The 11837-nt window shown below is 73.4% G+C and carries 8 protein-coding genes; 3 read left to right on the top strand and 5 right to left on the bottom strand.

Annotated elements, in window-relative coordinates; all coding sequences use genetic code 11:
- Positions 1-3 precede the first annotated feature (3 nt).
- The 3 genes from ASD48_RS28995 to ASD48_RS28985 all read left to right on the top strand — a co-directional run bounded on the left by ASD48_RS28995 (position 4) and on the right by ASD48_RS28985 (position 4548).
- Positions 4-1707 carry an AMP-binding protein gene (locus ASD48_RS28995; RefSeq protein ID WP_057604698.1) on the top strand — a complete coding sequence of 568 codons (1704 nt, stop codon included), beginning with the start codon at positions 4-6 and terminating at the stop codon, positions 1705-1707.
- A 178-nt stretch (positions 1708-1885) separates the two neighbouring features.
- Entirely contained in the window at positions 1886-3268 is a 1383-nt protein-coding gene (locus ASD48_RS28990; RefSeq protein WP_057604697.1) for an MFS transporter, read from the top strand.
- 50 nt (positions 3269-3318) lie between these two features.
- Positions 3319-4548, top strand: coding sequence for a cytochrome P450 (locus tag ASD48_RS28985; RefSeq protein ID WP_057604696.1), 1230 nt, complete (start codon positions 3319-3321; stop codon positions 4546-4548).
- Positions 4549-4945: 397 nt separating this feature from the next.
- On the opposite strand, the gene ASD48_RS28980 is transcribed toward ASD48_RS28985, so the two are convergent.
- The 5 genes from ASD48_RS28980 to ASD48_RS28960 form a co-directional block, all read right to left on the bottom strand.
- Entirely contained in the window at positions 4946-6250 is a 1305-nt protein-coding gene (locus ASD48_RS28980; RefSeq protein WP_057604695.1) for an NAD(P)/FAD-dependent oxidoreductase, read from the bottom strand.
- A gap of 82 nt (positions 6251-6332) precedes the next feature.
- Positions 6333-7370 carry a zinc-binding dehydrogenase gene (locus tag ASD48_RS28975; protein WP_242432765.1) on the bottom strand — a complete coding sequence of 346 codons (1038 nt, stop codon included), beginning with the start codon at positions 7368-7370 and terminating at the stop codon, positions 6333-6335.
- A 32-nt stretch (positions 7371-7402) separates the two neighbouring features.
- A complete protein-coding gene (locus ASD48_RS28970; protein WP_057604693.1) occupies positions 7403-8896 on the bottom strand; it encodes an aldehyde dehydrogenase family protein in 1494 nt (497 codons plus the stop codon).
- Positions 8897-8948: 52 nt separating this feature from the next.
- Positions 8949-10490, bottom strand: coding sequence for a GMC family oxidoreductase N-terminal domain-containing protein (locus ASD48_RS28965; protein WP_057604692.1), 1542 nt, complete (start codon positions 10488-10490; stop codon positions 8949-8951).
- Between the two features lie 65 nt (positions 10491-10555).
- The gene (locus ASD48_RS28960; protein WP_057604691.1) at positions 10556-11800 is read right to left on the bottom strand and encodes a cytochrome P450; all 1245 of its coding nucleotides are present in this window, start codon (positions 11798-11800) and stop codon (positions 10556-10558) included.
- Positions 11801-11837: the final 37 nt, after the last annotated feature.

The raw sequence follows: 11837 nt of genomic DNA, 5'->3' as shown, positions 1-11837 counted from the left end.
ACCATGCGTACAGCGACCGGCGAGTTCCAGCGCGCCCGCGACCACCTGCTGTCCTCCTACGGGGACCTGCCGCGCGCCCGTGCCTTCCCCCGGCCCGACCTCGGCGGAACGTTCAGCTGGGTCGCGGACTGGTTCGACGTCATCTGCGACGGCAACGACGCCACCGCGCTGCGCGTGGTCGACCTGGACCGGCAGGGCGCGGTGCTCGCCGACACGGCGGTGAGCTTCGCCGAGCTGGCCGAGCGCTCCCGGCGGGTCGCCGGATGGCTGCGGTCGATCGGCGTGGGGCGCGGTGACCGCGTCCTGCTCATGCTCGGCAACCGGGTGGAACTGTGGGAGTGCGTGCTGGCCGCGTTTCGGCTGGGCGCCGCGGTGATCCCCGCGGCCGTCCAGCTGACCCCCGACGACCTGGCCGAACGGCTGGACCGCGGCGGGGTGCGGCATGTCATCGCACAGGCCGACCTCACTCCCAGGCTCGACGGACTGCGCGGCGGATGGACGCGCGTCGCCGTCGGGGACCGGGTTGCGGGCTGGCAGGACTACCAACGGGCCTACGCCGCCGCACCGCTGCGCGAGACGGTACGGACCCGGCCCGAGGAGCCCTCGCTCATCTACTTCACCTCGGGCACCACCGCCCGCCCCAAGATGGTCGGGCACACCGGGCTCAGCTATCCGGTCGGTCACCTGTCGACCATGTACTGGATCGGCCTGCGCCCCGGCGACGTACACCTGAACATCTCCTCGCCCGGGTGGGCGAAACACGCCTGGAGCTGTCTGTTCGCCCCCTGGAACGCGCAGGCGACGGTCCTCGTCGTCAACCAGCCGCGGTTCGCGGCGCGTCCGCTGCTGGAGACGATGTCGCGCTGCGCGGCGACCTCCTTCTGCGCGCCGCCCACCGTGTGGCGGAGCCTGATCCAGGAGGACCTCACCCGGTGGCCGATGTCGCTGCGCGAGGCGGTGGCCGCCGGGGAACCCCTCAACGCGGAGGTCGTGCACCGCATCCGCGACGCCTGGGGCGTCACGGTACGGGACGGCTACGGGCAGACCGAGACGACCGCCCAGATCGGGACCCCGCCGGGGATGCCGGTCGTGGAGGGCGCGTTGGGCTGGGCGCTGCCGGGATACGACGTGGCGCTGCTCGACCCGCAGACGGACGCCCCCGTCCGGGGCGGCGGTGCGGAGGGCGAGATCTGCCTGCCGCTGGCCGGCCGGCCGCTCGGCCTGATGAGCGGGTACCTCGGCGATCCCGAGGCGACCGCGCGCGCCATGCGCGGCGGTCACTACCGCACCGGCGACTTCGCCACCCGCGACGCCGAGGGCCTCTTCCGCTACCTGGGACGCGGTGACGACGTCTTCAAGGCGTCCGACTACCGGATCTCGCCCTTCGAACTGGAGAGCGTGCTGCTGCGGCACGCGGCCGTCGCCGATGCCGCGGTGGTGCCCTCACCCGAGCCGCTGCGACTGGCCGTGCCCAAAGCGTACGTGGCGCTCGCCGCCGACTACCGGCCGGAGGCGCGGACCGCGCAGCAGATCCTCGCGCACGCCCGCGAACACCTCGCGCCCTACAAGCGGATACGCCGGATCGAGTTCGCCGAGCTGCCCAAGACGATCTCCGGCAAGACACAGCGGGCCGAGCTGCGCAGGCGCGAGGAGCAGCGGCTCGCGCGCTCTGCACAGGAGTGGTGGGAGGAGGACTTCCACCACTAGCTCCCCGTTGCGCCGAATGTGGCCGCCGGGCGGCGTCGTCCGCCGCGGACCAGGCGCGTTTCATCCGATCGGTGAGCGGGCTGCGCCGCCGGCGGACCTTCCCCGGCGCGGCCCGCCGGGCCGGATCCCGGCCCCGGAGCCTCACCGGCACAGTCGACCATCGAGCCCCGGAGACGCCATGAATCCCGTCCTCACACCCGAGGGGCAGCGCACGAGAGCCGTGCTCAGCAGCCTCATCGGCAACAGCATCGAGTTCTACGAGTTCCTCGTCTACGGGTCGTTCTCGTCGCTGTACTTCGGCAGACTGTTCTTCCCCTCGTTCGCCCCCACCACCGCGACGCTGCTGTCGCTGTCTACGTTCGCGGTCGCGTTCGTGGGCCGGCCGCTCGGTGCCTTGGTCTTCGGGCACTTCGGGGACCGGCTGGGCCGCAAGACGACGCTGATCACCACGCTCACCGTGATGGGCGGCGCGACGGTACTGATCGGCCTGCTCCCCACCTACCGGACGATCGGCGTCGCCGCCCCTATCCTGCTGACGGTCCTCCGGTTCATCCAGGGGTGCTCGCTCGGCGGCGAGTCCAGCGGCGGATTCCTGATGGCGCTGGAGAGTGCCCCGCCGAACAGGCGGGGCTTCCTCACCGCCGTCGTCGGCACCGGCAACGCCTGGGGGCTGCTGCTGGCCAACGGCGTCCTGCTGCTCGTCACGATGCTTCCCGACCGGCAGGTGCTGTCGTGGGCATGGCGGCTGCCGTTCCTCTTCAGCGCGGTGCTCGTGGCCTTCGCGCTGCGCGTCCGGCTGCGGCTCGCGGAGACCCCCGAGTTCGAGCGGGTGAAGTCCGAGGGCGCGGTCAGGACCGTACCGGCGTTCGACGTCCTGTCCCGCCACGGTCTGCTCACCCTGTGCGCGTCGCTGTCGGCGCTGCCGATGTTCCTGGTCTTCTACCTCGGTTCGGTGTTCTCGCTGAAGTACGCGTCGACCATCCAGGTGAGCCGGTCGCAGATGCTGACGCTGCTCGCCGGGTCGTGCGTCTTCCTGATCGTCGCCATGCCGTTCTTCGGCCGGCTGGGTGACCGGCGCAGCCGCAAGGCGGTCTTCGTCGGCGGCATCGTCGTCATGACGGCGGCCCCGTTCGCCTGGTTCCCGCTGCTCGGCACCCGTTCCCTCCCGCTGATGGCGCTCGGTTTCCTGGTGCTGTTCGCCGGGTTCGCCGCGAACTACGGCGTGCAAGGGGCGTTCTACCCGCAGCTGTTCCCCACGGCGCTGCGCTACTCCGGGATGTCCATCAGCTACAACGTGGGCGGTCTGCTCGGTGGCGCCGTCAGCCCGCTCATCGCCACGTCCCTGCTCGCCAAGTACCACAGCTGGACGCCGATCGCCCTCTACATGGCGGCGGCCGGAGTGATCGGCCTGGCCGCCTCGCTGTTCCTGCGGGAGCGCTCCGCCGGCCCGCCCGGCCAGCACGCCGCGGCCGGACTGCCGACGGCGGAGGCCGCGTCCGCCGACGTCGCCACCGCCACCGCCACCGCCACCGCCACCGCCCCCGCCACGGCCAGGAGCTAGGAGGAACCGGCGGTAGTCCCTGTGCAGTTCCCGAACGAAGGAGTCCCCCCATGTCGTCCTTGGCCGACACCAGATGTCCCGTTCTCGATCCCACCGGCCGTGCGATGCACGCCGAGGCCGCTGCGTTGCGCGAGGCGCCGGCCGTGCCGGTGGAGCTTCCGGGGCCCGTCCGCGCCTGGGCGGTGACCCGGCACAGCGTCATCCAGGCGTTGACCAACGATCCGCGCGTCTCACGCGACTTGCGCCGGCACTGGCCCGCCCTGGCCCAGATGCCCGAGGGCTGGCCGCTCGCCGCGCTCGCCCTGCAGCAGAGCTTCTTCAACTTCTACGGCGAGGAGCACCGCAGGTCCCGGCGGCGGGTCGCCCCCACGTTCTCGCCGCGGAAGGTGGAACAGATGCGTCCGCAGGTCCAGGCGACGGCAGACCGCCTGGTCGACGCGCTGGCCGCGCTGCCGCCCGGCGCCGTCGCCGACGTGCGCCAGTCCCTGGCGCTGCCGCTGACCATCACGGTCATCTGCGACCTGTTCGGCGTCCCCGGCCACCTGCGTACCGAGATCGGCACGGGGATCGACGCGGTGCTCAACTCCTCGCTCGGGCCGGAGGAGGCGCTGGCGGCCGGCAACACCCTGTACGAGCGGCTCGGCGAGCTGCTGCGGTACAAGCGGGAGCACCCGGCCGCCGATCTGACCAGCGACCTGCTGCTGCCGTCCGACCCCGGTCAGGAGCCGATGTCGCAGGACGTACTGCTCGGCACGCTCTTCCTCATGATCGGTGCCGGTTACGAGACCACCGTCAATCTCATCACCAGCGCCGTGCAGGCCGTCCTCGACCACCCCGGGACCCTCGCCCGGATCCAGGAGGGGACCATCGGCTGGCAGGACGTCATCGAGGAGACGCTGCGCATCGAGGGCCCGATCATGCACATACCGATGCGCTGCGCCCTCGAGGACATCGACCTGGGCGAGGGCGTCGTCATCCGCAAGGGTGAGGCGATCACCGTCGGCTTCGCGGCCGCCGGACGCGACCCGGAACTGCACCCGCGGTGCCCGGAGCGCTTCGACCCCACGCGGCCCGGCAAGGAACACCTCGCGTTCGGTCACGGGCCGCACTTCTGCCTCGGCGCGCACCTCGCCCGCCTGGAAGCGGACGTCGCCCTGAGCACGCTCTTCGGCCGGCTGCCCGATCTCGCCCTGGCGCACCCCGGTCGGCAGCCCGCACGCGTGGAGTCCTTCATCATCAACGGCCCCCTGGGCCTGGAGGTCGTACCCCGGCCGGCCTGACGTGCCCGCGCCGCCGGCGCCGCCCCCGGTCCTCGGGGACGGCGCCGGCGGCGTCGTGACGTCGTGACGTCGTGACGTCGGCCGGATCGCCCCGCCCGCTCCGGCACGGCGCCGACCGGGACCGCATCCCGGTCGGCGCCGTCCGGCTGTCCGGCCAACCGGCTGTCCGGCGCGGCCACGGACGAGGTGCGGGCGCGGGCCGGTCCGTCTGTCCGGCCCGGCCACGGACCGGATGCGGGCGCGGGCCGGGCGACAGCAGAACGGCGCACCGGCCACGAGGCGGGACGGACCCGCGGCCGACGCAGCGGCCGAGGCGCAGCCGACGCAGCGGCGCCCGGCGGGAGGACCCGCCGGGCGCCGCTGCCTGCGTGGTGCTGATCGCCGGGGCCGCCGGTGGTCAGCCCCAGAGCCGGCCGAGCGCCGCCGGTGAGCGGTGGCGCAGGGTGTTGTCCAGGTGGATCCCGCGGGCGACCCGCTCGGCCTGGACCCGGGTGGAGGCGATGAGCAGCGGCATCACCGAGCCGCCTTCGGGCAGGCCCGCGTAGTACAGCCCCGGCAGGGTGCCGGCCCCCGCGCGGTGCACCGGCATGCCGCTGTCGTCCAGGGCGGCGCGGGGCAGGATGCGGTAGTCGGGCACGAATCCCGTGGCCCAGACGATCGTCGTGATGTTCCGGGCGGACAGGTCCAGCCTGTCCCCGTAGTCCGCGAACCGCGAGGAATCGAAGGGGGGTACGGGGGTGTGCTCGGGCACGACCAGGCCGTGCCGCTCTATCGCGCTGTCGATGGCCTGCAGGAGTTCGGTCTCGGCACGGGCGGCGTCGCGCGCGATCGCGCGGACGTTGTCCTCCAGCAGCAGGATGCCGCCCCGCGCGTCGCGGACTGTGCCGACGAGGGTGACACCCTTGCCCGCCAGCACGCCGAGGCTGAGGTCACGGCCGCCGGCCTTGCCACTGAGCACGGACACGCCGGGCAGTACGGGCGAGTTGCCGCGCCCTCCGGACGCGGACTCCAGGTTGCCCTCCAGCGGCAGCAGTTGCAGCCAGTCCAGGACCTGGGCACCCCGGTAGCGGCGCGGCGAGGTCTTGTGCCGGCCGACCGCGAGGTAGACCTCCCGGCCGGCGTCGCGCAGGTCCTCGGCGATCTGCTGGCCGCTGTTGCCCGAGCCCACGACGAGCACCGCGCCGGGCGGCAGGGACCGGGGGTCGCGGTAGAAGCGGGTGTGCAGCTGGGTGACCGAGGGGTCGATCCGGGCGGTCAGTTCGGGCAGGCGCGGCGAGGAGTAGCCGCCGAGCGCGGCGACGACGTTGCGGGCCTCGACGGTCCGGCCGTTGTCCAGGTGGAGCCTGAAGCGCGCGTCGGGGTGGGCGGGGGCGTCGACGGGTGCCTCGACCGAGAGCACGGGCGTGTGCTCGCGCACGTCGATGCCCGCCTGGCCCACGTAGCGCCGCAGCCGCGCGGCGACCTCGCGAGCCGGCATGTATCCCTCGGGGTCGTCGCCGTCGTAGGGCATTCCGGGGAAGGTGACGGTGCGGTTGGGTGTGTTGACGCGCAGGCTCTCCCAGCGCTCCTTCGCCCAGGCCTGGCCGGTCTCCCCTCGCTCGAAGACCGCCGCCCGGTAACCGAGCCGGGCGAGCGAGCCCGCGACCGAGCACCCTTGCTGGCCCCCTCCGACGACGGCGGTCTCGATGAACTCGGTCATCATGGCAGCGCTCCTGGTCCGCATAGGAAGTGGATTCTCGTCACGCGGTGGTGCCTCGTCCGGCTCGTCCCGCTCGTCCGGCTCGTCACGCTCGTCCGGCTCGATCGGCGGTTGCCGCGCCGGTGGCGTCCGCCCAGGGCAGCACGACCGTCTTGCCCGTGGCCTCGTCGGCCTCCATGCGGCGGTGGGCGGCCACGATGTCGTCCAAGGCGAAGACGCGGTCGAGGTTGGGCCGGTAGACCCCCGCCTCGACCTCGTCGACGATCCGCTGCAGCAGACCCTGGCCGGTGCTGCCCTTGAGGGTGTCGCTGTGGAAGGCGGTGAGCCTGGTCCCGGTCGGGATCATGGCGATCGGTTCGAAGCCGGGGATCAGCCAGCCGCTGAGCGAGCCCGCCACGCACACCGTTCCGCCGCGGCGCACCAGTCGCAGCGACTCCGGCACGGTGCGGGTCCCGACGAGGTCCAGGACGTGGTCCGGGCCGTCGGGCCACAGCGCGTGCACGGTGTCGGCCAGCGGCTGGGCGTCGTCCAGGAGGACGTGGTCGACGCCGGCCGCCTTCAGCGCCTCTGCCTTGTCCCTGCTGCGGGTGGTGGCCGCGGTCTCGACGCCGTGGGCGGAGGCGATCTGGGCCGCCGCCAGCCCCACGGAGGAGGTCCCGCCGCGGATCAGCAGCCGTCCGCCGCCGTCCGGTGCGATCCCCAGGGCGTCCAGGGAGCCCCGGGCCGTCAGGTAGGTCTCGGGCAACGCGGCCAGGACGTCCCAGGGCAGGGTGGTGGTCACCGGCATCAGCAGGGCGTTCGGCAGCAGCGCGTACTGCGCGTAGCCGCCGTCGAACTCCCGGCCCATCTCCCCCATCACCGCCGCGACGGTGCTCCCGGCCGGCAGCCGGGGGTCGGTGGAGTCGGCCACGGTACCCACGCACTCGATGCCGAGCACGCGGGGGAAGGAGACGCCCGGGGAGTGCCCCTGACGGGTTCTCAGCTCGGAGCGGTTCAGGCCCGCTCCTTCGACGCGTACCAGGCTCCAGCCGTCGCGGACCTCGGGGACCGGCAGTTCGCGGATCCGCAGGACCTCGGGACCGCCAGCCTCGGCGCAGACCGCCGCGCGCATCGTCGTACTCACCTTGGACCACCTCGGGTAGGTGCGGACAGCTGTCAGGCCTCGCCGACGACGTCGAGGGACGGCGCCCAGCGGGGGATCGCCTCGCGGCCGGAGGGCAGGCGCAGGCTGCGGCTGAAGCTGTACTCCTGCAGCGTCTCCAGGGCGTGCTCACGCCCGTATCCGCTGGCGCCCACACCGCCGAACGGCGTGCCGGTGAAGGAGCGGTTGTAGTGGTTGACGAACACGATGCCGGCCCGCAGCTCCCGGCTGACCCGCAGGGCGCGCTCGGAGTCACGGGTGAACACGCCGGCGACCAGGCCGAACTCGGTGCCGTTGGCGATGCGGACGGCCTCGGCCTCGTCACGGAAGGGGATCAGGCACACGACCGGCCCGAAGATCTCCTCCTGCGCGATCCGCATGCCGGGCGTGACGCCGGTGAACAGGGTCGGCGGCACGTAGAAGCCGTCCGCCAGGTCCGGGTCGGTGGGCAGCGGCGCCTGCGCGGCGATCGTGGCGCCCTCGCCGACGCCGATCTCCAGGTAGTCCAGCACCCGCTGCCGCTGCGCGGGGCTCACCAGCGGGCCGACGTGGGTGCCCGCGTCGGAGCCGGCGCCGACCTTCAGCCGCCCGACGGCGGACGCGAGGCGGCGGGCCACCTCGTCGTGCAGGTCGGCGTGGACCAGGACCCGCGAGGCGGCGGTGCACGCCTCGCCCTGGTTGAAGTAGCCGCCCTCGACCGCCCAGGGCAGGGCCGACTCCAGATCGGCGTCGTCGAAGATCATCAGGGCGTTCTTGCCGCCGAGCTCCAGCAGCGTCGGCGTCAGGTTGTCGGCGGCCGTCTTGACCACGGCCCGGCCCGTGGTGGGCGCACCGGTGAAGGAGATCTTGCCGACCAGCTTGTGGCCGGCCAGGTGGGCGCCGGTCCGGGCGCCGCCGGGCACGATGTGCACGACGTCGTCCGGCAGCACCGACTGGACCAGCTCGGCGACCCGCAGCACCGACAGCGGCGCCTGCTCCGGCGGCTTCAGAACCACGGCGTTGCCCGCCGCCAGGGCGGGGGCGAGCTTGCCCGCGGTGTGCAGCGGAGGCCAGTTGAACGGCACGATCGCGCCCACCACGCCGAACGGCTCGCGCACCGTGACGTCGAGCATGCTGCCCGCGTCGCGGGCCTGGCCGGGCATCGCCTCGCACAGGCTGGCGAACAGCTCGAAGACGGTGACCGCGCCCTCCAGGTCGAACTGGCGTGCCTGGGAGAACGGCTTGCCGTTGTCGCTGGACTCCAGCGCCGCGATCTCGTCGGCGTGCTCGCGGATCACCTGGGCGACCTTCCACAGCCAGCGGCCCCGCTCGCGCGGGGTGCGGGCCTTCCAGGCGTAGTGGGCTTCGTGGGCGGTCCTGACGGCCTGGTCGACCCGGTCGGCGTCGGCGCCCTGGACGACCGCCAGGGGCCGGCCGGTCGCCGGGTCGTCCACAGTGAACCGGTCGGCCTCGTTCTCGGACGACCAGCGGGTACGCAGGACTTGTACGGCTTCGACGGTCGTGGACACGGAATCCTCCTGATCTTGCGCCGGGCACGCCGGCTTCGGCTGGTGGTGGGGCTCAGTCGCGCGGGGCGAGCCGTTCGCGCAGCACCGACGCGATCCGCTCGGCGACCACGACGGCGGGGACGTTCGTGGCCACGCGGGGCATCGCCGGGAACACCGAGGCGTCCGCGACGGTCAGTGCCTCGACGCCGCGCACGGCGCCGTCGGCGTCGACCACGGCGGTCGGGTCGCCGGGCCGGCCCATGCGCATCGTGGCGCTGGCGTGGTTGTAGTGCGCCGGCGCGCGGCGGACGGTGTCGGCCAGTTCCCGGTCGCTGATGTCGGGGCCCGGCACCCGCTCGTCGACCAGCAGGTCGGCCAGCGGGCGGGTGCGGGCCAGGCGGCGGGCCAGACGCACCCCGTCGGCAACGCGTTCGGCGTCGTCGGCGGCGGTGTACAGGCCGAGGTCGATCACCGGCGCGTCCTCGGGGTCGCTCGACGACAGCCGAACGCTCCCGCGGGAGCGGGGCTGGACGCAGGAGACGAAGAAGACCATGTCCCAGCCGGTGGGGTGGTTCGCGGCACGCGGCACGAACTGCTCGGGCAGGCTGCCGGCCGGGACCGCCGCGGACGGCAGGATCTGCACGTCGAAGTCGGGCTCGTCCGGCCCGGTGGCGACGCTGAGGACGCTGCCGAACACCGACCGGGCCTCGGCCGGGGGCGGCTTGGCCACGTGGACGTTCCAGTAGGCGGGGTGTTCGGTGAGGTTGCGCCCCACCCCGGGCAGGTCGGCCACCACGCCGATGCCGAGCGCCGCCAGGTCGCCGCGGTCGCCGATCCCCGAACGCAGGGCGATCGCGGGTGAGTTGTAGGCGCCCGCGCTGAGCACGACGTGCCGGGCGGGGATCTCCTCCCCGGTGGCGAGCCGCACCCCCCGGGCCCGGGTGCCCTGAAACAGCACCCGGTCGACGAGTGTCTCGCCGCGCACCCGCAGGTTGGGCCGGTCGCGGACCGGGTTGAGGTAGCCGATGGCCGTGCTCAGCCGCAGGCCGTCGGCCGCGCTGAGCGGGGTGCGGGCGAATCCCGGCACGCCGGGCGCGTTGAAATCGGCGACCTCGGGGTGCCCGAGACGCGCGCCGGCCTGCTGCGCGGCGACGGCGTGCGGGCCGAGGTCCCCCGGGGCGCCCAGGGTCATACGGTAGGGGCCGCCCAGACCGTGGTACTTCTCCTCGCCGTACGGGTAGTGCTCCATCTCCCGGTAGAGGGGGAGCATCTGCTCGTAGCCCCAAGCGGGGCCGGCCGCGGCGGCCCACGCGTCGTGGTCCAAGGGCCGGGCCCGCATGGCGACGCAGACGTTGACGGCGGAGCAGCCGCCGATGACGCGGCCCCGCGGAACGGGCACCTGGTTGCCGAGTGCGTCCGGGACGCTGCGGTAGCCCCAGTCGTAGGTGTACGGGGCGTAGGTCGCGTCCTTGACGGCGGGCGGCATGTCGGCGGTGGTGGCGAAGTCGGGGCCCGCCTCCAGGAGCAGGATCGAGCAACGCGGGTCCGCGCTCAGCCGGTTGGCGAGGACACAGCCGGCGGATCCGCCGCCGATCACGATCACGTCGTAGGTCATGGCGGCCGCCTACACGGACCCGGGTCGTCGGCCGGCGACGCGTCGCGGGCCGAGCGCTGGTGCGGTCATGGTGCCGCCTCTCGCAGGTGTGGGACGTCCCAGTGGAGGTGCAGTTCCTCGAATCCGCGGGCTATGACCAGCCGTTCGCGGGTGCGGGAGCCGGCGGGGCCCAGGCGCAGCCCGGGGAGCCGGTCGAAGAGCAGCGGGATGGCGACGCGCAACTGGAGTCGTGCCAGGGAGGCGCCGAGGCAGGCGTGGACGCCGCGGCCGAAGGCCATCTGGTGCCGGCCGGGCCTGCCGCGCAGGGCGAACTCGTCCGGGTCCTCGAAGACGCGGCCGTCCCGGTTGGCGGAGCCCCAGTGGACCATCACGCGGTCGCCGGGCAGGAGGTGCCGGCCGCCGAGTTCCGTCTTGCGTGTCACGGTGCGGAACAGGCCCTGCACCGGGGACTCGAAGCGCAGGATCTCCTCGACCATCGTTTCGACGGGTGCCTCGCCGGTCTGCAGGGCCGCGAGCTGGCGGGGGTTCTCCAGCAGGGTGACCAGTCCGTTGCCGATGGCGCGGGTGACCGTGACGTGCCCCGCGATGATCAGGTTCATCACGATGCGCATCAGTTCCACGTCGTCGAGACCGTGCTCGGCGCCGTACTGCGCCAGGGAGGAGACGAGCGAGTCCTCGCCGGCCCGGTCCGTGTCGTCCAGCAGCGCCATCACGTAGTGCTGCATGGTGACGACGTCGCGGGCCCAGCCGACGCGTTCGGCCGGCTCACCGGTGCCGACGGACAGCTTCAGCCAGTTGGAGCTCCACTGCCGCAGCAGCGGCACGTCGCGGGGCGGCACGCCCAGGATCTGCGCCATGACGATCAGCGGCAGGGGCCAGGCGTAGCCCTCGATGACGTCGGTCGTGCCGTCCGCGGCGAAGCGGGCGATCAGCTCCTCGGCGGTGTCCCGGACGAAGGGCTCCAGCGCCGCCACGCGCCGCGGCGTGAAGACGCGGTTCACCGCGACGCGCAGCCGGGTGTGCTCGTCGCCGTCGCTCTCGGTCAGGTTCGGCGTCAGCGACCAGCCTTCGGCGAGGACCTGCTTCACCTCGTCGGACTCGGGTCCCGCGGTGATCCGCACCGCGCTCTCGGAGGAGAACGTCTCGGGGTCGTGGACGACGCGCACCACGTCCTCGTGGCGGGTGAGGACCCAGATGTCGCGGTCCCGGTCGTGGAGCACCGGGCACTGCGCGCGCATCCGCGCGTAGACGGGGTAGGGGTCGGCCAGCTGGTCGTCGGAGGTGGGGTCGAAGGCCGGGGTGGCGGTCATCGCAGACCCCCCGCCCGCGGCCTCCCGGCGGGGCCGC

The organism is Streptomyces sp. Root1310 (assembly GCF_001426425.1).
Lineage (GTDB): Bacteria > Actinomycetota > Actinomycetes > Streptomycetales > Streptomycetaceae > Streptomyces.
Note: the sequence above shows the minus strand (reverse complement) of the source record. Positions and strands in the feature narration are given on the sequence as shown.

Coding starts and splice junctions, on each gene's coding strand:
- ASD48_RS28995 (WP_057604698.1), top strand. CDS start 4: ATGCGTACAGCGACCGGCGAGTTCCAGCGCGCCCGCGACCACCTGCTG.
- ASD48_RS28990 (WP_057604697.1), top strand. CDS start 1,886: ATGAATCCCGTCCTCACACCCGAGGGGCAGCGCACGAGAGCCGTGCTC.
- ASD48_RS28985 (WP_057604696.1), top strand. CDS start 3,319: ATGTCGTCCTTGGCCGACACCAGATGTCCCGTTCTCGATCCCACCGGC.
- ASD48_RS28980 (WP_057604695.1), bottom strand. CDS start 6,250: ATGATGACCGAGTTCATCGAGACCGCCGTCGTCGGAGGGGGCCAGCAA.
- ASD48_RS28965 (WP_057604692.1), bottom strand. CDS start 10,490: ATGACCTACGACGTGATCGTGATCGGCGGCGGATCCGCCGGCTGTGTC.
- ASD48_RS28960 (WP_057604691.1), bottom strand. CDS start 11,800: ATGACCGCCACCCCGGCCTTCGACCCCACCTCCGACGACCAGCTGGCC.